Source organism: Streptomyces roseus (assembly GCF_001044425.1).
Taxonomy (GTDB): domain Bacteria; phylum Actinomycetota; class Actinomycetes; order Streptomycetales; family Streptomycetaceae; genus Streptomyces; species Streptomyces roseus.
Map to the genome: position 1 here is coordinate 1 of NZ_LFML01000094.1, position 21,004 is coordinate 21,004.

The following is a 21,004-nucleotide window of genomic DNA, read 5'->3' on the forward strand; positions in this document are numbered from 1 at the left end:
TGCTGCGCCTGCGCCAGCGCGGCCGCCGGGTCCGGCTCCGCCAGGGCCGCCGACCGCTCCAGGCGCCGGGCCGCCTCCGCCAGCCGGGTGCGGGCCTGACTGCCCACCGCGCCGCGGCTGGTGGTGATGTAGTCCGTCGCCGCGCCGATCGCGCTGCGCGCCGAGAGGGTCGCCTGGTCCAGCAGCGCGGCCGCCCGCTGCCGGCCGCTCTCGCGTTCCCGCGCCCCGGCCAGCGCCTCGTCGAGGACCGCGTCGGCCTCCTCCACCCGGCGCAGGGCGTCGATCGGGTCGTACCGGCCGGCCGCCTGCTCCCGCCGTACGCCGGCCAGGACCGCCTCCGCCCGGGCGATCCGCCCCCGCAGGTCCGCCGTCGAGCTCCCGTGCGCCGTGCCGGTCAGCAGCCCGCGAGCGTCGGCGAGGTCGGTGTCCGTCTCCGTGAGGGCCCCGGGCAGCTTCCCGGCCGCCTCCGCCAGCTCCCGCGCCCGCCGCTCCACCGCGTCGACCAGCGTCGCCGCCTGGTCCACCGCGCCTTCGGCGGCCCGTACGTGCACGGCCGCCCTGCCGTTGTCGCCGCCGTCGACCGCCGTCCGGGCCTCGCCGAGACTGCTCGTCGCGAACAGCAGCCGCTCTCCTGCCTGCTCGGCGTTGGAGGCCACCGGCGCCGCCGCCGAGTCCGCGTAACGCCCGGCCAGCGCCGTCAGCGTCGCCCCGGCCGTCGTCGTACGGCCCGTCAGGTCGCGTACGTGCGCCTCGACCGCGGCCAGCGCCTGCGGGGCGTTCCTCTCCAGGTCCCGCAGCCGGTCGAAGTCCGCCGCCTCGGCGTCGAGGCGCCGGTTCGCCTCGGTGCAGCGGGCCACGATCTCGTCCAGCATCCGCCGCCGCGTCGGGTCGTCCTCGGGGTACGCGTCGTCGAGCTGCTGGCGCAGCCGGAAGGCGGCCGTCAGCTCGCTCTGCGCGAAGGCCACCGCCGCGGTGAAGGCTCCCACCGCCGCCTCGCCGAACTGCGCGGTGGCGAAGCCCAGCTCCTCCTCGCTCGTACGGATCGCGTCGTCGGTCTCCACCAGCAGGGCCCCGGCCTTGGCGTCGAGTTCGGGCAGCGGGAGCGCGGTCGTGGTCGGGGGCTGCCCAGCCCACCCGGTTGTCCGGGAGCCGCCCCCCGCGCCGGCCCCCCGCCTGCGCCGCAGGTACGCGTACGCCCCGAGGGCGCCTGCCGCGCCGACGGCGACCACCGGGAGCACGTAGTCCCCGGCGCCGCCGCCCCCGTCCGGGCCGCCCCCCGGGTCCGCCACGCCGGGGGTGACGGCCGGCTCCGGTACGGGCTTCCCGGGGAGCACGGCCCGGTAGCCGTCGGCGGCGCCGATCGCCGCGCCCGCCCAGTCGTTCTGCCTGAGCGCGGGTTCGATGGCGACGCGGGCGACGTCCGCGAGCTGTGCCTCGGTGAAACCGGAGTCGACGTCGGCCGAATAGGCGTACTGGCGCGTCCCGGTCGCCACCGCCAGCAGTACGTCGTCCCGGCCGAGACCGTTCTTCTGCGCGGTGGCGTCCGCCCAGCTCTGCGCGGAACGCCCGGAGAAATCGTGCACGTACGCCACGAAGAGCTGGATGCGGTGAGCGGCGTACAGCTTCTCCAGCGCGGCGGCCACGGCCGCCTTCCGGTCGCCGAGGGCGCCCACGCGGTCGGTGATCTGCCCCTGCCGTGACAGCGTGACGGGATCCTCGGCCCGGGCGGCCGGCGCCCCGGCCACCCCCCAGCCGCCGAGCCCCAGCAGCGCGGCGGCCAGGAGCAGCCCGGCCCGTACGGATCTCCCGGCGGTGGTGTGTCGCTTCGACCTGCTCCAGGGCGCCCTCACATGGGGGAGGGTATGGGGGGCCGTGCCCCCTCGCACCCGGAGCCCGGCCCCGGTCGGCGCCCGCTACGGCAGGTCGTACCCCGCCAGCGCCGGAGCGCAGAGGACGAGCCGGTCACCGATCACGAGGGCGTCCCCGCCGCCGAGCCCCGGATGCTCCCACTGGCTGCGCGGCTTGCCCGTCGCCGGATCCAGCACCGCGACGAACGGCCCCGACTCCCGGGCCGGCAGCCCGCGGCGGTCACCGCGGGCCGCCTTCACGTACAGGCCCTCCGGCCGCAGGCCCAGCAGTTCGAGCGTGCCCTGCGCCGGCTCCCCCCCGGATCAGGCCCGCCGCCAGCGCACGCCCCCGTCCGCGCGTCGAGCGCGAACACCAGGCTCCCCTGGACGGGCCGGTGAGCCGCCGCGTACACCGTGCCGCCCTCGACCAGCAGCCGCCCCGCCGGGGTTCCGAGGGCGAACCACCACAGTCCGCGCCCGGTGTCGCGGTCCAGGGCGAACAGGTTTTGCCGTCCACCAGGTGCAGCGGCCGGTCCCCGGCAGTGTCCGCTCCCACGCACCGCGCCCGTCGTCGCCCGCAGCGCCGTCAGCCTGTTCCCGGCCCGGTGCACCAGCACCAGGCCGGTGCTGCGCAGCGCACCCGCCTCCCGCTCCGGCAGCTCCCGCCACCAGCGCAGCCGCCCGTCGCGCGGCTCCCGCGCCACGACCCGTACGCCCACCTCGCCGTCCCCGCGCAGGGCGACGCGGGCGGGGGCGGGGGCGGGCTCCCGGTACCGGCCGCCGCCTCCGCCGGCCAGGGCGTGCCCGCCGCGGCCACGCGCTCCCGGGCGGTCAGCGCGAGCGCACGGGCCCGGTCCGCCGGTCCGGGCAGGGCGCGGGCCGGCTCCCCGCGTTCGCGGGCCCGCGCCGGGTCCAGCGCGGGCGTGGCCTCGCGTCCGAACCGCGCGACCACCTCTTCGTTCATGACCGCGTCCAGCAGCACCTTGACGGCCACCGACCGGTCCAGCTCCAGGTCGTGCCCGCGCCACACCTCGCCCATGTCGCCCGCGCCGAGCCGCTGGTCCAGCCGGTACCGGCCGGCCAGCTCGTCCCCCACCCGCACCGCAAAGCCCCCTGACATCACGTCATGCGACGTTCTCCCAGGGGGCACTGTGTCGTGCCGAGTGAACGGCCGGGGGCTGCTACGTGTCAGCACGCCTGCGGATCTTGCTGCCCAGCCACACCAGCGGGTCGTACTTGCGGTCCACCGCCCGCTCCTTCAGCGGGATCAGCGCGTTGTCGGTGATCTTGATGCCCTCGGGGCAGACCTCCGTGCAGCACTTGGTGATGTTGCAGTAGCCCAGACCGTGCTCCTCCTGGGCCGTGCGCTTGCGGTCCAGGCCCGCCTCCTCCGCCGCGTCCAGCGGGTGCATGTCCAGCTCCGCCACCCGCATCAGGAAGCGGGGACCGGCGAAGGCGGTCTTGTTCTCCTCGTGGTCGCGCACCACGTGGCAGGTGTCCTGGCACAGGAAGCACTCGATGCACTTGCGGAACTCCTGCGAGCGGTCCACGTCCACCTGCTGCATCCGGTACGCGCCGGGAGCCACCCCCCGCGGGGGCACGAAGGCAGGCACCTCGCGCGCCTTCGCGTAGTTGAAGGACACGTCCGTCACCAGGTCGCGGACCACCGGGAAGGCGCGCAGCGGCGTGACCGTGATCGTCTCGGAGCGTTCGAAGGTGGACATGCGCGTCATGCACATCAGCCGCGGCCGGCCGTTGATCTCCGCGCTGCACGAACCGCACTTGCCGGCCTTGCAGTTCCACCGCACCGCGAGGTCCGGGGTCTGGGTGGCCTGGAGCCGGTGGACGATGTCCAGGACGACCTCGCCGTCGTTCACCTCGACGGTGAAGTCCCGCAGTTCCCCGCCCTCCGCGTCACCGCGCCAGATCCGGAAGCTCGCGTCGTACGTACTCATTCGTACAGCTCCTCTTCGGCGAGGTACTTGACCAGCTCTTCCTTCTCGAAGAGCGCGAGCAGGTCGGGGCGGACGGGTTCGGTGCGGGTGCGTTCGAGCACGATGCGGTCCGCCGCCGGGTCCCCGGGCGCCGGCTCGACCGGCCGGCACAGCAGGTTCACCGGGCGCCAGCCGCGCTCCATCGCCGGGCAGTCCTCCCGGGTGTGCCCGCCGCGGCTCTCGGTGCGCTCCAGGGCGGCGCGGGCCACGCACTCGCTGACCAGCAGCATGTTGCGCAGGTCCAGGGCCAGGTGCCAGCCGGGGTTGAACTGCCGGTGCCCCTCGACCCCGGCCCGGGCCGCCCGGGCGCGCAGGCCCGCGAGCTTCTCCAGGGCCTCGGCCATCTCACCCTCGCGGCGGATGATCCCGACCAGGTCGTTCATGGTCGTCTGGAGCTCCTGGTGGAGCGTGTACGGGTTCTCCGCGCCCTCGGCGGCGTGGAACGGGGCCAGCGCCTCCTCGGCCGCCGCGTCGATCTCCGCCTGGGAGACCGCGGGCGGCGCCCCGGCGAGGCCGTCGGCGTACGCGGCCGCGTGCAGCCCGGCCCGCCGGCCGAACACCAGAAGGTCGGACAGGGAGTTCCCGCCGAGCCGGTTCGAGCCGTGCATGCCTCCCGCGACCTCGCCGGCCGCGAACAGGCCCGGCACCCCGACGGTGGCGGCGGTGTCGGAGTCCACCGCGATCCCGCCCATCACGTAGTGGCAGGTCGGGCCGACCTCCATCGGCTCGGCGGTGATGTCCACGTCCGCCAGCTCCTTGAACTGGTGGTACATGGAGGGGAGCCGCCGGCGGATCCGCTCGGCCGGCATCCGGGTGGAGACGTCGAGGAACACCCCGCCGTGCGGGGAGCCGCGGCCCGCCTTGACCTCGGAGTTGATGGCCCGGGCGACCTCGTCGCGGGGGAGCAGCTCGGGCGGGCGCCGGTTGTGGTCCGGGTCCTCGTACCAGCGGTCGCCCTCCTCCTCGGACTCCGCGTACTTCTCCTTGAAGACGTCCGGGACGTAGTCGAACATGAACCGCTTGCCCTCGCTGTTGCGCAGCACCCCGCCGTCGCCGCGCACCGACTCGGTGACGAGGATGCCCTTGACCGAGGGCGGCCAGACCATGCCGGTCGGGTGGAACTGCACGAACTCCATGTTCAGCAGGGGCGCCCCGGCGAGCAGGGCCAGCGCGTGGCCGTCGCCCGTGTACTCCCAGGAGTTGGACGTGGTCTTGAAGGACTTGCCGATCCCGCCCGTGGCCAGGACCACCGCCGGGGCCTCCAGGACGAAGAACCGGCCCGACTCGCGCTCGTAGCAGAAGACCCCCGAGACCCTCCCCCCGGGCCTCCGGCCGGGGGGAGCCCCCGCCGCGCCCGGCTCGCCGTCCTTCAGGACCCTCGTGACCGTGCACTCCTGGAAGACCTTGAGCCGGGCCTCGTGGTCCCCGTACTCCTTGAAGTCCTCCTGCTGGAGCTGGACGATCTTCTGCTGGAGGGTGCGGATCAGCTCCAGGCCGGTCCGGTCGCCCACGTGCGCCAGGCGCGGGTACTCGTGCCCGCCGAAGTTGCGCTGGGAGATCCTCCCGTCGGGCGTGCGGTCGAACAGCGCGCCCCAGGTCTCCAGCTCCCAGACCCGGTCCGGCGCCTCCTTCGCGTGGAGCTCGGCCATCCGCCACTGGTTCAGGAACTTGCCCCCGCGCATGGTGTCGCGGAAGTGCACCTGCCAGTTGTCGCCCTCGTTGACGTTGCCCATGGAGGCGGCGATCCCGCCCTCCGCCATCACCGTATGGGCCTTGCCGAACAAGGACTTGCAGATCACGGCCGTGCGCTTGCCCCGCTCGCGCGCCTCGATCGCGGCCCGCAGCCCGGCGCCGCCCGCGCCGACCACGACCACGTCCCACTGCTGCCGGTCGACTTGAGCCATGTCAGAAGAACCTCGGATCGTTGAAGGCGCCGCTCGCCAGCAGGTACACGTAGAAGTCGCACAGGGCCACGCTGATCAGGGAGGCCCACGCCAGCTGCATGTGGCGGGTGTTGAGCCGGCTGATCCAGCCCCACATCCGGTAGCGCACCGGGTGCTTGGAGAAGTGCCGCAGCCGCCCGCCCATGATGTGCCGGCAGGAGTGGCAGGACAGGGTGTAGGCCCAGATCAGCGCGATGTTGACGAGGAACAGCAGCGTCCCGAGACCCATGTGGCCCCACTCGTACCGGTCGTTTCGCAGCGTCAGCACCGTGTCGTAGGTGAGGATGCCCGCGACCGGCAGCGCCGCGTAGAAGAAGTACCGGTGCATGTTCTGGAGGATCAGCGGGAAGCGCGTCTCGCCGGTGTACTTCGCGTGCGGCTCGGCGACGGCGCAGGCGGGCGGGGAGGCCCAGAAGCCGCGGTAGTACGCCTTGCGGTAGTAGTAGCAGGTCAGCCGGAAGCCGAGCGGGAAGACCAGGATCAGCAGGGCGGGGGACAGGCCCCACCAGCTGCCGAACAGGTCCAGGTTCGGGCCGCCGCGCATCTCCTGGCAGTTCTCCGCGAGACACGGGGAGTAGAACGGGGAGACGTAGGGGGCCGCGTAGTAGTCGGCGTTCGCGAAGGCCCGCCACGTCGAGTAGACGATGAAGGCGAGCAGCCCGGCCGCGGTGACGGCGGGGGCCAGCCACCACCGGTCGGTGCGCAGGTGCCGGTCGGCGATCGCGGCCCGGGAGGCGTCGTGGACACCGGTCAGCTGCCGGGGTGGTTCCGTGCCTGTGGCCAAAGGGGACTCCGGGTGGAGTGATGAGGGGTGACCCGCGGGGCCCGGCCGCGGACGGCCGGGCCGGGTGGGGCGCTGGAGTGTGCGGGGCGCTGGGGCGTGCGGGGTCGCGCGGGTGCGGTACGGGCGCCGGTCAGGGCGCCCGGCGGCCGCGGGCGCCGAGACCCTCGTCGTCGGCGTCCTCCCACAGCGAGCTGTCGTACGGGGTGTCCGGGACCGGGACCATCCCCTCCTGCCGCGGGGCGCGCGGGGTGGCCGGAGCCTTGCGGGCCGCGTCCTCGACGTCCCGCTCCAGCCGTTCCACCGAGCGGACCAGCTCGTTCAGGTTCCGTCGTACGGCGGTCAAATCGTCTTGCAGGGACATGACTTGCCCTCACTTCCGCTGGTTGCGGTGGCAACGCTCATGTGCGCCTGCGAGTGTCGCGCCTCCCGTCCCCGGTTGTGAAGGGACGTGCACCGATTGCGGGCGCGCAGGCGCGATCTGTGCGCCCCTCCCCGCTCCCGGTCCGATCCCCCTTCCGGGGGAACCCCGGCCCGCGGCGCAAGCCGGATTGGTCCGCACGGGTGGGGTTCGCGGCGTGGCGAGGGTCGGCTGCGAGAGGTGTGGCGGGCGGTGGATTTCAGTGTGTTGCGGCACCCAGTGTGATCAGCTCCATATACCGCCGAACGTGATCAAGCTGCCCCTTTCACGCCCCGCCCCGGAGGTACCACCCATGTCCCAGAGAAGGCGCAGGTCCTTGGCGCTCCTGACCTCGGGAGTCCTCGCACTGCCGCTGCTCGCGGGCTGCGGCTCTGGTGACGACGAGGGCGGCCCGGTGGCCGCCGGACAGGACATCGCGGCGACGGCCCGCGACAAGGTCGCCGACGGCGGCACGCTGCGCTGGGCCGTGGACTCCCTGCCGGACACCCTGAACACCTTCCAGGCCGACGCGGACGCCACCACCACGCGGATCGCCGGGGCGGTGCTGCCGCAGCTGTTCGTCCTCGACGCCAAGGGCCGACCGGTCGCCAACCCGGACTACCTCGAGAAGGCCGAGGTCGTCGAGCGCGAGCCCAAGCAGGTCGTCCTGTACAAGCTGAACCAGCAGGCCGTGTGGAGCGACGGCCGCGAGATCGGCGCCGCCGACTTCGTGGCCCAGTGGCGGGCCCTGAACGGCAAGGACTCGTCGTACTGGACGGCTCGCAACGCCGGGTACGACCGGATCGAGAAGATCGAGCGGGGCAAGACCGACCTGGAGGTCAAGGTCACCTTCGCCAAGCCGTACACCGACTGGCGCTCCCTGTTCTCCCCGCTCTACCCCAAGCAGGTCACCGGCACCCCGGACGCCTTCAACGAGGGCGCCCGCGGCACCCTCAAGGTCACCGCGGGCCCCTTCAACCTCGGGGCCCTCGACAAGAAGACCGGCACCGTCGCCCTGACCCGCAGCGCCCGCTGGTGGGGCCGGCCCGCCAAGCTGGACTCGCTGGTCCTGACCGCCGTGCCGCGCGCCCAGCGCCCGGCCGCGCTGGCCGCCGGGACGGTGGACCTGGCCGACATCGACCGCGCGGGCGCCGAGCGCATCGCGCAGGCCCACCGGGACGCGGAGCGCTCCCCGGGCACCGGCGGAACGGCCGCGCACGGTCCGGGCGCGGCGATGACCCCGGCGCAGGCCACCCTGTCGTGGGCGGTCGCGTACGGGACCGACGAGGGCAAGGCGGCCGCGGAGCGCGAGACCCGGGCGCAGAACGCCGAAGCGGCCAAGAAGTACGCGGACGAGCAGTCGGCCCTGCGCACCTTCACCGTCCGCAAGTCCCTGGAGCCGGCCTACACGCAGCTCGCCATGAACGGGGCCTCCGGCCCGCTGGCCGACGAGCGGGTCCGGCGGGCGGTGGCCCGGGCCCTGGACCGCAAGGAACTGGCCGAGATCGTACTGAAGCCCCTCGGCCTGCCGGCGAAGCCCGTCGGCAGCCACGTGGCCCTGGCCGGGCAGCGGGCGTACGCCGACAACAGCGACGCCCTCGGCGGCAAGGACATCCACGCGGCCGAGGCCCTGCTCGCGGACGCGGGCTGGCGCCGGGGCGGCAAGATCACGGAGCCGGCGGGCGCGAAGGCCGGCTCCGAGGCGGAGCAGGGCCAGGACGACTCGAAGACCCCGTCGGGCCCGGGCACCGGCAACGACGGCCTGTACATCGTCGGCGAGACCGACGGGCGCAACGGGGACGGCCTGGACCGGGGGCTCCCGGTGGTGGAGTCCGCGATCAAGCCGGGAGGGGAAACGTCTCCCCAGGGCGCGCGGGGCGAGCGGATCGACCCCTCGGGCGAGGCCGGCGAGGTTGGCGTGGCCGCCGACCCGGACGCCGTGGACGACGCGAAGCGCGGACCCGCCCGCGACGGCGAGGCCCCCGGCCCCGGCAAGGGCAGCGCCTCCCCGGCGCCGGCCCCCGCCAAGCAGGTCCGTACCTCCGGGAACATGCTCGCCAAGGACGGCAAGGCCCTCAACCTGCGCTTCGTCCTCCCGGCGGGCCCCGGCTCCGAGGCCCTGCGCACGGTCGGCGAGCGGATCGCGCAGATGCTCAAGAAGGTGGGTGTGAACACCGAGGTCACCAAGGTCGCCGACGAGAGCTTCTTCAAGGACCACGTCGCCTCGGGCCAGTACGACCTGGCGCTCTACTCCTGGCCCGCGACGGCCTACCCGGCCACCGACGCCCGCCCGATCTTCGCGAAGCCGGAGCCGGCCGCCGACGGCTCGCTCCTCGTCGAACAGAACTACACCCGCGTCGGCACCGACCACATCGACCAGCTCTTCGACCAGGCGCTCGGCGAGCTGGACGAGGAGGCCTCGCGCGAGCTGATGCGCAAGGCGGACGCCCGGATCTGGGCCGCCGCCGGCTCCATCCCGCTCTACCAGCGCCCCGAGCTGGTCGCCGCCAAGGCGAACCTGGCCAACGCCGGCGCCTTCGGCCTCGGCACCCCCCGCTTCCAGGACATCGGCTGGAAGAAGCCGCAGGCCGCGAAGGAAGAATCGAAGAAGAAGAAGTGACAAAACGGGGCCGGACGGGTTGAGGTTCGGCTCCCAAGCTCAGATGTGACTCAAGTCGCTTGCCCGCCGGTCCTCCGGCGGGCAATGTCGTCGCGTACCCATTGACCACGCCCGTTGACCCGCAGCGATTCCCGCAGTACCCACGGCCGGGACCCCCCACCCCACACCCGGTCCTGCTCAGCCTTCCGGCCTCTTGACAGACCCCCCGGCGGGCGGTTCCCGCCGCGCGACGTAGGATGGGGTAAGGCCGTGGCAGGTTTTCCGCCCGGTCGAGGCGCGCGTGCCGGACCGTACGCGCCGCCATCCACGATCCCGGGAGAAGCGCCGAAGTGCCCACGCGCCACGACATCCGTAACGTCGCCATCGTCGCCCACGTCGACCATGGCAAGACGACCATCGTCGATGCCATGCTCAAGCAGGCCGGTGCCTTCGCCGCCCACCAGCACCTCGACGACCGCATGATGGACTCGAACGACCTGGAGCGTGAGAAGGGCATCACGATCCTCGCCAAGAACACGGCGGTGAAGTATCACCCCAAGGACGGCGGGGCCCCGATCACGATCAACATCATCGACACCCCCGGCCACGCCGACTTCGGTGGCGAGGTCGAGCGCGGTCTGTCGATGGTCGACGCCGTCGTCCTGCTGGTGGACGCCTCCGAGGGTCCGCTGCCCCAGACCCGCTTCGTCCTGCGCAAGGCCCTGCAGGCGAAGATGCCGGTCATCCTCTGCATCAACAAGACCGACCGCCCGGACTCCCGGATCGACGACGTCGTCAACGAGACGTACGACCTCTTCCTGGACCTGGACGCGGACGAGGACCAGATCGAGTTCCCGATCGTCTACGCCTGCGGCCGTGACGGCGTGGCCTCGCTGACCAAGCCGGAGGACGGCACCGTCCCCGCGGACAGCGACAACCTGGAGCCGTTCTTCTCCACCATCCTGGAGCACGTCCCCGCCCCGGTGTACGACGAGGAGGCGCCGCTCCAGGCCCACGTCACCAACCTGGACGCCGACAACTTCCTCGGCCGCATCGCGCTGCTCCGCGTCGAGCAGGGCGAGCTGCGCAAGGGCCAGACCGTCACCTGGATCAAGCGTGACGGCACCCAGTCGAACGTCCGCATCACCGAGCTGATGATGACCGAGGCGCTCACCCGCAAGCCGGCCGAGGTGGCGGGCCCGGGTGACATCTGCGCGGTCGCCGGTATCCCCGACATCATGATCGGCGAGACCCTGGCCGACCCGGAGAACCCGATCGCGCTCCCGCTGATCTCGGTCGACGAGCCGGCGATCTCCATGACCATCGGTACGAACACCTCCCCGATGGTCGGCCGCGGCGGCAGCGGCAAGGGCGCGGACGCCAAGTCCGCGGTCAAGGACCGCAAGGTCACCGCCCGCCAGGTCAAGGACCGCCTGGACCGCGAGCTGATCGGTAACGTCTCGCTGCGCGTCCTCGACACCGAGCGTCCGGACGCCTGGGAGGTCCAGGGCCGCGGTGAGCTCGCGCTCGCCATCCTGGTCGAGCAGATGCGCCGCGAGGGCTTCGAGCTGACCATCGGCAAGCCGCAGGTCGTCACGCAGGAGATCGACGGCAAGGTCCACGAGCCGGTCGAGCGCATGACGATCGACGTGCCCGAGGAGCACATGGGCGCCGTCACGCAGCTCATGGGCGTCCGCAAGGGCCGGATGGACAACATGTCGAACCACGGCTCCGGCTGGGTCCGCATGGAGTTCGTCGTCCCGTCGCGCGGCCTCATCGGCTTCCGTACGGAGTTCCTGACCAACACCCGCGGCACGGGCATCGCCCACTCGATCCACGAGGGCCACGAGCCGTGGTTCGGCCAGCTGGTCACCCGCAACAACGGCTCCCTGGTCGCCGACCGCGCGGGCTCGGTCACGCCGTTCGCGATGATCAACCTGCAGGAGCGCGGCGTCCTGTTCACCGACCCCGGCACCGAGGTGTACGAGGGCATGATCGTCGGCGAGAACTCGCGCTCCGACGACATGGACGTGAACATCACCAAGGAGAAGAAGCTCACGAACATGCGTGCGGCTTCGGCGGACAACACGGAGAACGTGATCCCGCCCCGCAAGCTCTCCCTGGAGCAGTCCCTGGAGTTCTGCCGCGACGACGAGTGCGTCGAGGTGACCCCGGAGGCCGTCCGCATCCGCAAGGTCGTCCTGGACCAGAAGGAGCGCTCGCGCACCGCGTCGCGCGCCAAGTCCGCGAAGTAGCGGTACTGTTCCGGATCCGTTCCGGACTGGCCGAAAGCCGCGCATGATCGACAGCCCGTCCCCTCACGGCTTCCGTGGGGTGACGGGCTGCGGGCTTTTGTCAAGCGGTTTGTGACGTTCATGTGTCCGCATACCGGCCATGACTGTTCGGAAGAAGAACCAACCGTCCGTTTCGCACGTGTCTGTCTCCTATCCGTTTGTCCGTATTTCGGGTTTTCGCCATGCGGTGATGTTGTGAAAACGAGACCACTTAAGTGTGGTTTACAGCCTGGGCGTCCCTGAGGATGGCTCCATTGAGCTCGGGTCAATGGGTCACACGCTGTGGGGAGCGTCGACTCACGAGCACACACGACGGGACCGGATTTCGCTGTCAGGGGTGTCAGCGGGGGACGGCCCATCACTATCGACAGTGACTCCTGAGGAGGCAATTACCCATGCGCGGAGCAACGAGCGCCAAGTGGGTCGTGGGTGCCGTCATCGTGGCAATGGCTGCCACGGCGTGCGGCGGTGGCGACGACAGCAAGGACAGTGCGGGCAAGGGCGGCGGTACGTTCCGTCTCGGTATCACCGAGCCCACCGCGATCGACCCGTACAACGCCCAGGAGTCCGAGGGCGCTCTCGTCGCGCACAACCTCTTCACCGGCCTGTACAGCGCCACTCCGGACGGCAAGCTGAAGCCGGAGCTCGCCGAGGCGGTCCAGACGAGCGACGACGGCAAGACCTGGACCTTCAAGATCAAGTCCGGCACCAAGTTCTCGAACGGCGAGGTCGTCGACGCCGAGGCCTTCATCCGCGGCTGGACCCGTGTGGTCGCCAAGGAGTCCGCCTCCGACGTCGCGTACCCGTTCGACGGCATCAACGGCTACAAGGAGCTCAACGGTGGCACCGCCACCCCCTTCGCCGGTCTGAGCGCCCCGGACGCCAACACCCTCAAGGTCGAGCTCTCCGCAGCCGACTTCGAGTTCGACAAGAAGACCGTGCACCAGGCCTTCAGCCCGGTCCCGAAGGCCGCCGGCCCCGCCAGCAACAAGGCGTACAACGACGCGCCGATCGGCAACGGCCCCTTCAAGATGGAGGGTTCGTGGCAGCACAACAAGTCGATCACCCTCGTCCGTAACGACGACTACGGCTTCGAGAAGGCCAAGCTCGACAAGGTCGAGATCTCGATCCTGAACGCGGCCAACGGCGCCACCCTGGAGTACCAGGGCTTCCAGTCGGGCCAGTTCGACTGGGCGCGCATGCCCACGCCGCAGCAGTCGGTGGCGAAGGCCAAGTACGAGCCGAAGAAGCAGTGGGTCGAGGCCGACACCAGCGGTATCAACTACCTGGTGGCCTTCAACGAGACCGCGCCGCTGAACAACCCCGACGCCCGCAAGGCGATCTCGTACGCGATCGACCGCGACGCCATCGCCAAGGGTGTCTTCCAGGGTCTGCAGAAGCCCGCGACCTCGATCCTCCCGCCCTCCTTCGCGGACACGTACCAGGACGGCGTCTGCACCAGCTGCGTCAAGCAGGACAAGGACAAGGCCAAGGAGTACGCGGCCAAGGGCGGCCTGAAGCCGGGCACCGTGCTCGACTTCGGCTACAACACCGGTGGTGGCCACGAAGAGTGGGTCCAGGCCGTTGCCCAGCAGCTGAAGGACGTCCTCGGCCTCGAGGTCAAGCTGAACGGCAAGCCGTTCAAGGAGGCCCTGGCCCAGCAGCAGACCAAGGGCACGAGCGGTCTGTGGCGCTCGGCGTGGGGCGCGGACTACCCGACCCCGGACAACTTCCTGTTCCCGCTGCTCGACTCCGGTTCGATCAACCCGGACGAGTCGGGCAAGGCCCTCGGTGACAACCGCGGCCGTTACAACAACCCGAAGTTCGACGAGCTGATCACCCAGGCTCGTGGCACCAAGGACCCGGCGGCGCGCGCCAAGCTCTACCAGGAGGCCGAGAAGCTCGCGGTCGACACGGAGCAGGCCGTCATCCCGCTGTGGAAGCGCACCCAGTACCGCCTCGCGGCCACGGACAAGTTCACCAACGTGAAGATGGACTTCTTCGAGGACCCGAACCTCGCTGAGATCGCAGCCAAGTAGCAGCCTCCTCAACATCAGGTAGGCGAAGGCCGTGGGGGTCCGAGTTACTTCTTCGGTCCCCACGGCCTTCGCTCAGTCCCGGGCGCACCCCTCTTCGTTGTCGATCCGCGCCCGGATGCGGCCAATCTCCCGATCGGATGATGCCGCCAACCCCCACGCTCAGTATGTGAAGGAGGCATCGTGGGAAGATATGTGATCCGGCGGCTCGGACAGATGGTTGTCGTTCTCTTCGGTGCGACGGTTATTCTCTTCTGCTGTCTTTTCGTGCTCCCCGGCGACCCCGTGGGCTCGCTCGGCGGTGACAAGGCCCGTGACCCGGCTGTCGTGGAACAGCTGCGGGAGCGCTACGGCCTCAACGACCCGCTCCCCGTCCAGTACGGGAACTTCGTCAAGAACCTCGCGCAGGGTGACCTCGGTGAGGACTACACCCAGCGCCGCCCGGTGACGGAGGTCCTCGGACCGAAGCTCGTCAACACCGCGCAGCTCGCTCTGGCCGCCATCGTCCTGGACATCGCGATCGGCCTGCTGGCCGGCCTGATCGCCGCACTGTTCAGATACTCGTTCTGGGACGTGCTGATCACGCTCCTGACCACCATGGCCGTCGGCTTCCCGTCCTTCGTGATCGGCATGGTGCTCCAGAAGGTCTTCGTGATCCAGCTCGAATGGGTCCCGCTGATCTCCGACGGCACGATGAAGTCGCTGATCCTGCCCGCCTTCACCCTGGCGATCCTGGACGCCGCCCTCGTGGCGCGGCTCATGCGCGGCACGATGCTCGAAGTGCTGCGCGCCGACTACGTCAAGACGGCCGTCGCCAAGGGTCTGCCGCGGCGGACCGTGCTCCTCAAGCACGTCATGCGCAACTCGATCATCCCGGTCGTCACGTACCTGGGTATCTCCTTCGGCTCGCTGCTCGGTGGCGCCCTGATCACCGAGGCGATCTTCAACTGGGACGGCATCGGGCTCGCCCTGGTGCAGGCGGTGCAGCAGCAGAACAACCCGATCATCATCGGCGTCGTGAGCTTCGGTGTCGGCGTGTTCGTTCTGCTCAACCTCATCGTCGACCTCTTGTACGCGGTCCTCGACCCGCGCATCCGTCTCGCCTGATCCCAGGCAGCCCGTTCTAGGAGTTACCCATGACCGAGCTCACCAAGAGCACATCGGTGGCGGGGGACGCGACCGCACCGGCGAAGGGCGCGAACGCGGAGGCCGAACCGGCCATCGCCCGCGTGACCCAGTGGGGCGAGATCCGCCACCGCTTCCTCGCCAACAAGCTGGCCGTCGTAGGCCTCGGCCTCGTCCTGCTGCTCTTCCTGACCGCGCTCTTCGCGCCGCTGCTCGCCCCGCACGACCCGTACGCGCAGGACCTGACCAACACCCTGCAGGACCCGGGCAGCGGGCACCTGCTCGGAACCGACGCGCTCGGCCGCGACCAGCTGTCCCGCATCATCTACGGCACCCGCATCGCCGTGGTGATCGGTCTGGCCTCGATCTTCCTCGCGTGCCTCATCGGCATCGTCATCGGCGCCCTGGCCGGCTACTTCGGCCGCGCGACCGACTCGGTGCTGATGCGCATCGCGGACGTCTTCTTCGCCTTCCCGCTGCTGATCGGTGCCATCGTCATCATCATCGTGATGGGCCGGGGCATCATGCCGGTGATCATCTCGCTGGCGATCTTCTCCTGGCCGACGGTCTCCCGTCTGCTGCGCAGCTCGATCCTGTCGGTCCGCGAGGCCGACTACGTGCTGGCCGCCCGCGCCCTCGGCGCGGACACCCGCCGGATCATCGTGCGGCACATCATCCCCAACTCCATCGCCGCGGTGATGGCCTACGCCGCGTTCAGCGTCGGCGGCGCCATCGTGGCCGAGGCCTCGCTGTCCTTCCTGGGCGTGGGTGTCAGCCCGGAGGTTCCGGAGTGGGGCAACATGCTCGCCGCCGCCAAGGACTTCATGGGCGTCAAGGACTTCCTGTGGACCTACCCCAGCATCGCGATCGTGCTGACGGTCCTTGGCTTCGTATTCGTCGGTGACGGGCTCCGCGACGCCCTCGACCCGAAGCTGCGCTAGAAGGGCGGCACCACCACATGACTACTTCAAGCATCACCGCAGAAGTGCCCCGCCAGAGGGGCGGGGACGCCGAGGCGCCCGTTCTCGAAGTGCGCGACCTGCACGTTGAGTTCGCGACCCGCGAAGGCGTGGTCAAGGCCGTCAACGGCGTCAACTACAGCGTCTCTTCAGGCGAGACGCTGGCCGTGCTCGGCGAGTCCGGCTCGGGCAAGTCCGTGACCGCGCAGGCGATCATGGGCATTCTGGACTCGCCCCCCGGGCGGGTCTCCAAGGGAGAGATCCTCTTCCGCGGCGAGGACATCCTCAAGCTTCCGGAGAGCGAGCGGCGCAAGCTGCGCGGTCCCAAGATGGCGATGATCTTCCAGGACGCGCTCTCCGCGCTGAACCCGGTCTACTCCGTCGGCAACCAGCTGGGCGAGATGTTCCGCGTCCACCAGGGCATGTCGAAGAAGGACGCCAAGGCCAAGGCCATCGACCTCATGGAGCGGGTCAAGATCCCCGCGGCCAGGAGCCGGGTCAACGACTACCCGCACCAGTTCTCCGGCGGTATGCGCCAGCGCATCATGATCGCGATGGCGCTCGCCCTGGAGCCCGACCTGATCATCGCGGACGAGCCCACCACGGCGCTCGACGTGACGGTCCAGGCCCAGGTCATGGACCTGCTGGCGGACCTGCAGCGCGAGTACAACATGGGTCTGATCCTGATCACCCACGACCTCGGCGTCGTCGCCGACGTCGCGGACAAGATCGCCGTGATGTACGCGGGCCGCATCGTCGAGCAGGCCCCGGTCCACGAGCTGTACAAGCGCCCCGCGCACCCGTACACGAGGGGACTGCTGGACTCGATCCCGCGCCTGGACCAGAAGGGCCAGGAGCTGTACGCGATCAAGGGTCTGCCGCCCAACCTGTTGAAGGCCCCCTCCGGCTGCGCCTTCAACCCGCGCTGCCCCAAGGCGCAGGACATCTGCCGCACCGAGGTCCCGGCCCTGCTGCCGGTGACCGAGCGGGACGGAACCGAGCTGGCCGGCCGCGGCAGCGCCTGCCACTTCCGCGAGGAGCAGCTCCATGGCTGAGTTCGACAAGAAGGATGACGCCGTGGACGCCACACCCGGTATCAGCGAGGTCGACGTCGTCGAGGCGGCGACCGAGACGGCGGCCGTGGCCGCCATCGAGGCGCCCGTCGACCGCGGCGAGCCGATCCTGCAGGTGCGCAACCTGGTCAAGCACTTCCCGCTGACCCAGGGCATCCTGTTCAAGAAGCAGATCGGCGCCGTCCGCGCCGTGGACGGGGTCTCCTTCGACCTGCACCAGGGCGAGACCCTGGGCATCGTCGGCGAGTCCGGCTGCGGCAAGTCGACCGTCGCCAAGCTGCTGATGCTGCTGGAGACGGCGACGTCCGGCGAGGTCTTCTACAAGGGCCAGGACATCACCAAGCTGTCCGGCAGGGCGCTCAAGGCCGTCCGCCGCAACATCCAGATGGTGTTCCAGGACCCGTACACCTCGCTGAACCCGCGCATGACGGTCGGCGACATCATCGGGGAGCCGTTCGAGATCCACCCCGAGGTGGCTCCCAAGGGCGACCGGCGCCGCAAGGTCCAGGAGCTCCTGGACGTGGTCGGCCTGAACCCGGAGTACATCAACCGGTACCCGCACCAGTTCTCCGGCGGCCAGCGCCAGCGCATCGGCATCGCCCGCGGCCTCGCGCTCCAGCCGGAGATCATCATCTGCGACGAGCCGGTCTCCGCGCTCGACGTGTCGGTGCAGGCGCAGGTCATCAACCTGATGGCGAAGCTGCAGGACGAGTTCAACCTGTCCTACATCTTCATCGCGCACGACCTCTCGATCGTCCGGCACATCTCGGACCGCGTGGGCGTCATGTACCTGGGCCGGATGGCCGAGATCGGCAGCGACGAGCAGATCTACGAACACCCGACCCACCCGTACACCCAGGCGCTGCTGTCGGCCGTCCCGGTCCCGGACCCGGAGGCGCGCGAGGGCCGCGAGCGGATCATCCTCACCGGTGACGTCCCCTCCCCGGCCAACCCGCCCTCGGGCTGCCGTTTCCGCACCCGCTGCTGGAAGGCCGAGGAGCGCTGCTCCACGGAGGAGCCGGTGCTGGCGATCCCGACGCGCTTCCAGGGCGTCAACACCCCGGCCGCGCACGAGTCGGCGTGCCACTTCGCCGAGGAGAAGGCCGTCCTGGCCATCTGATCCGCCGGCAGACCGGACGGGGCCCAGCCGATCCCGGCTGGGCCCCGTCCGGTTTTCCGCCCCCGTAGTCGGTGAGTCCGAGGAGGCAGTACCCATGCGCCGAACGAGCGCCCAGTGCATCGCCGGTGCCCTCGTCGTGGCGGTGGCCGCCACCGCGTGCGGAGCCGGTGAGGATGCGCAGACCGCCAAGGCCGGCGGGCACATCACCGTGGTGCTCGGCGAGCCGCGCCACGGGCTCGTGGGGCAGGAGACCGCCGAGACCGAGGGCGCCGAGGTCCTCCACGCCCTGTTCACCGGCCTGGTCACGTACGACACGAAGACCAGCGAGCCGAAGCTCGCGATCGCCGAGTCCGTCGACACCACCGACTCGAAGACCTGGACGATCAGGATCAAGGACGGGTTCACCTTCCACAACGGCGAGAAGGTCGACGCGCAGTCCTTCGTCCGCGCCTGGAACTGGGGCGCCAACCAGGAGAACACCGCCGAGGCGATGGGCTTCTTCTCGAAGATCGAGGGCTCGCAGGAGCTGGCCCCGGGCAAGGGCCGCACGCCCACCGCCAAGGAGCTGCGGGGTCTGAAGGTCATCGACGACAGGACCTTCACCGTCACCCTGAAGGCACCGTTCTCCCAGTTCCGGACCATGCTGGGGTACGACGCCTTCTACCCGCTGCCCAAGGCGTTCGAAGCGGACCCGAAGGGGTTCGGCCAGGCACCGATCGGAAACGGCCCGTTCCGCATGGACGGCGCCTGGGAGCACCACGAGCAGATCAAGGTCAAGAAGTACGACAAGTACCCGGCCGAGGGCCGCGCCAAGCTGGACTCCGTGACCTTCAAGATCTACGACGACCTGGACGCCGCCTACCGCGACCTGCACAAGAACGCCGTGCAGATCACCGACAAGCTGCCGGTCTCCGCGCTCGACAAGGTCTCCGAGGAGTTCGGCGACCGCTACATCTACAAGCCGGAGGCCTCCGTCGGCTACATCGGCCTCCCGCTGGAGGCCAACCCCGCGGCCTTCGGCAAGGCCGGGATCCGCAAGGCGATCTCGATGGCCATCGACCGGGAGGCCATCTGCAAGAAGATCTTCCGGGGCACCCGCAAGCCCGCCGACGACTTCATCAGCCCGATCGTGCCCGGATACCGCCGGGGCGCCCTGGGCGAGGCCGGCACGTACAACCCGACCAAGGCGAAGGCCCTGTTCGAGCAGGCCGGCGGCATACCCGGCAACAAGCTGGAGCTCGCCTACAACGACGACGGCGGCCACAAGGAGTGGATCGAGGCCGTCGCCGCCCAGCTGAGGGCCAACCTCGGCCTCGACGTCAGCGCGAAGCCGTACCAGAGCGCCGGGGCCCTGATCGACGACGTGAAGTCCCAGGAGTTCAAGGGGGCCTTCCGCATGGGCTGGGCCATGGACTACCCGGCGGCGGAGAACTACCTGCGCCCGGTCTTCTCGAAGGAGGCCATCGCCAACGGCTCCAACTTCGGCCGCTACGCGAGCGAGGAGTTCGAGTCCGTCCTCGCCGCGGCCGACCGGGCGACCGACCCGGCCGAGAGCCTGACGCTCTACCAGCAGGCCGACGACATCGTGATCAGGGACCTGCCGTACATCCCGGTCTTCACCTACATGTCCGCCGTGGCCTACTCCAAGACCGTGAAGAACGTCGGCGTCGACGCGCAGGGCCGCATGGACCTGGCACACGTCGAACTCAACTGACACCCGGGCGGGGGGCGGCGCCGCAAAGCGGTTGCGGGGGCGCGTCCGGCAAGCCGACAGTGGACGGGTGAGCGCGCGCCCGTACGACCGCCCGTACGACCACCGCAGCCGGCGTCCGCCGACCGTACGGCCCGCCGGGCCCGGGGACGCGTCCGACATCTGCGCCCTGCTCAACGCCGTCGACATCCTCGAGATCGGCAGGCCCGAAACCGACCTCGCCGCGGTCGAGGCCGATCTCCACCACCCCGACATCGACCTGGCCAAGGACTCCTGGCTGGCCTTCGAGGCCGGCCGGCTCGTCGCCTGGGCCCAGGTGTGGGCCGATTCCGGGCCGGGCCGGGTCGACGCCGACCATTACGTGCTGCCCGGCCACCGGCGGGCCGCGGTGCGGCTGCTGGACCTGGCGGAGACCCGCGCCCGCGAGCTCGCCGCCGGGGCGCCGGGCGCCGTCCTGCGGATCCAGCTCAACACCAAGCCCGTCCTCGACCACGACGTGCTGCCCGGCCGCGGCTACCGCCCCGTGCGCCGCCACCACGTCATGACCCGGTCCCTCTCCCCGGCCGCCGACCCGCCGCCCGCCCCGCCCCGGGGGCTCCTCCTGCGCGACTGCGCCGCCGACGAGGCCGACCGCCGCCGGGCCCACGCCCTCGTCGAGGAGACCTTCGCCGCCCACTTCGGCCATGTGGACCGCCCGTACGAGGCCTGGCTCGACCACCAGGGCGCCCGCGGCCTCGACTGGTCGCTGGTCTGGATCGCGAGCCTGCCGGGATCCGGCGACGCGGCCGTCCTGCTGACCCGCGACGACCGCACCGGCATGGCCTGGCTGAGCCACCTCGGCGTCCGCGCCGACCTGCGCGGCCGGGGCATCGGCGGCTTCCTGCTGCGCCACGCCTTCGCCGCGTACGCGGCCCGCGGCCGCGACACCGTCGGCCTCGGCGTGGACACCCGCAACGAGACCGGCGCACTCGCGCTCTACGAGGCCCACGGCATGCGCCGGCACTACGCGGTGGACACCTGGGAGCTGAGTTTGCACTCGCGCGGGTGACAGGCGCGGGACGCGAGGGTGCAATCGGTCCAACGAGGAGTGTTCCGGCCCCCACATAGGGTGACATTGGGCCC

General features: G+C 70.8%; 17 protein-coding genes. 9 read left to right on the forward strand and 8 right to left on the reverse strand.

Annotated elements, in window-relative coordinates:
• From ACS04_RS22725 to ACS04_RS22755, 8 genes are all read right to left on the reverse strand, one after another.
• A partial coding sequence (locus tag ACS04_RS22725) for a TPM domain-containing protein (protein ID WP_053080905.1) occupies positions 1 to 1,850 on the reverse strand: 1,850 nt, incomplete at its 3' end.
• A gap of 63 nt (positions 1,851 to 1,913) precedes the next feature.
• Positions 1,914 to 2,108, reverse strand: coding sequence for a hypothetical protein (locus ACS04_RS22730; RefSeq protein ID WP_048478567.1), 195 nt, complete (start codon positions 2,106 to 2,108; stop codon positions 1,914 to 1,916).
• Positions 2,105 to 2,551, reverse strand: a complete 447-nt coding sequence (locus ACS04_RS40480) for an outer membrane protein assembly factor BamB family protein (RefSeq protein ID WP_398023211.1) — start codon at positions 2,549 to 2,551, stop codon at positions 2,105 to 2,107. Before ACS04_RS40480 ends, ACS04_RS22730 begins: the two co-directional genes overlap by 4 nt.
• On the reverse strand, positions 2,434 to 2,967 hold the full coding sequence (locus tag ACS04_RS40485; RefSeq protein WP_158977459.1) for a hypothetical protein: 534 nt from the start codon (positions 2,965 to 2,967) through the stop codon (positions 2,434 to 2,436). Before ACS04_RS40485 ends, ACS04_RS40480 begins: the two co-directional genes overlap by 118 nt.
• A gap of 61 nt (positions 2,968 to 3,028) precedes the next feature.
• A complete protein-coding gene (locus ACS04_RS22740; protein WP_048478569.1) occupies positions 3,029 to 3,802 on the reverse strand; it encodes a succinate dehydrogenase/fumarate reductase iron-sulfur subunit in 774 nt (257 codons plus the stop codon).
• Positions 3,799 to 5,745 carry a fumarate reductase/succinate dehydrogenase flavoprotein subunit gene (locus ACS04_RS22745; RefSeq protein WP_048478570.1) on the reverse strand — a complete coding sequence of 649 codons (1,947 nt, stop codon included), beginning with the start codon at positions 5,743 to 5,745 and terminating at the stop codon, positions 3,799 to 3,801. The genes ACS04_RS22740 and ACS04_RS22745 overlap by 4 nt, the downstream gene beginning before the upstream one ends.
• A 1-nt stretch (position 5,746) precedes the next feature.
• On the reverse strand, positions 5,747 to 6,568 hold the full coding sequence (locus ACS04_RS22750; protein ID WP_048478571.1) for a hypothetical protein: 822 nt from the start codon (positions 6,566 to 6,568) through the stop codon (positions 5,747 to 5,749).
• A gap of 130 nt (positions 6,569 to 6,698) precedes the next feature.
• Positions 6,699 to 6,929 (reverse strand): hypothetical protein, encoded by a 231-nt coding sequence (locus ACS04_RS22755; RefSeq protein WP_048478572.1) that lies wholly within the window; start codon positions 6,927 to 6,929, stop codon positions 6,699 to 6,701.
• Positions 6,930 to 7,278: 349 nt separating this feature from the next.
• On the opposite strand from ACS04_RS22755, the gene ACS04_RS22760 reads away from it, so the two are divergent.
• From ACS04_RS22760 to ACS04_RS22800, 9 genes are all read left to right on the forward strand, one after another.
• Positions 7,279 to 9,585, forward strand: a complete 2,307-nt coding sequence (locus ACS04_RS22760; protein ID WP_048478573.1) for an ABC transporter family substrate-binding protein — start codon at positions 7,279 to 7,281, stop codon at positions 9,583 to 9,585.
• Positions 9,586 to 9,914: 329 nt separating this feature from the next.
• Positions 9,915 to 11,819, forward strand: coding sequence for a translational GTPase TypA (gene typA / locus ACS04_RS22765; RefSeq protein WP_048478574.1), 1,905 nt, complete (start codon positions 9,915 to 9,917; stop codon positions 11,817 to 11,819).
• 434 nt (positions 11,820 to 12,253) lie between these two features.
• A complete protein-coding gene (locus ACS04_RS22770; RefSeq protein ID WP_048478575.1) occupies positions 12,254 to 13,897 on the forward strand; it encodes a peptide ABC transporter substrate-binding protein in 1,644 nt (547 codons plus the stop codon).
• Between the two features lie 180 nt (positions 13,898 to 14,077).
• Positions 14,078 to 15,001 (forward strand): ABC transporter permease, encoded by a 924-nt coding sequence (locus ACS04_RS22775; RefSeq protein ID WP_048478576.1) that lies wholly within the window; start codon positions 14,078 to 14,080, stop codon positions 14,999 to 15,001.
• Positions 15,002 to 15,030: 29 nt separating this feature from the next.
• Positions 15,031 to 15,960 (forward strand): ABC transporter permease, encoded by a 930-nt coding sequence (locus tag ACS04_RS22780; RefSeq protein WP_053080906.1) that lies wholly within the window; start codon positions 15,031 to 15,033, stop codon positions 15,958 to 15,960.
• A 17-nt stretch (positions 15,961 to 15,977) separates the two neighbouring features.
• On the forward strand, positions 15,978 to 17,033 hold the full coding sequence (locus ACS04_RS22785; RefSeq protein ID WP_048478577.1) for an ABC transporter ATP-binding protein: 1,056 nt from the start codon (positions 15,978 to 15,980) through the stop codon (positions 17,031 to 17,033).
• Positions 17,026 to 18,171, forward strand: a complete 1,146-nt coding sequence (locus ACS04_RS22790; RefSeq protein WP_048478578.1) for an ABC transporter ATP-binding protein — start codon at positions 17,026 to 17,028, stop codon at positions 18,169 to 18,171. Before ACS04_RS22785 ends, ACS04_RS22790 begins: the two co-directional genes overlap by 8 nt.
• 94 nt (positions 18,172 to 18,265) lie before the next feature.
• Positions 18,266 to 19,885: a peptide ABC transporter substrate-binding protein gene (locus ACS04_RS22795; protein ID WP_048478579.1), complete on the forward strand. Its 1,620-nt coding sequence runs from the start codon at positions 18,266 to 18,268 to the stop codon at positions 19,883 to 19,885.
• 67 nt (positions 19,886 to 19,952) lie between these two features.
• On the forward strand, positions 19,953 to 20,930 hold the full coding sequence (locus tag ACS04_RS22800) for a GNAT family N-acetyltransferase (RefSeq protein WP_048478580.1): 978 nt from the start codon (positions 19,953 to 19,955) through the stop codon (positions 20,928 to 20,930).
• The last annotated feature ends 74 nt before the right edge of the window (positions 20,931 to 21,004 follow it).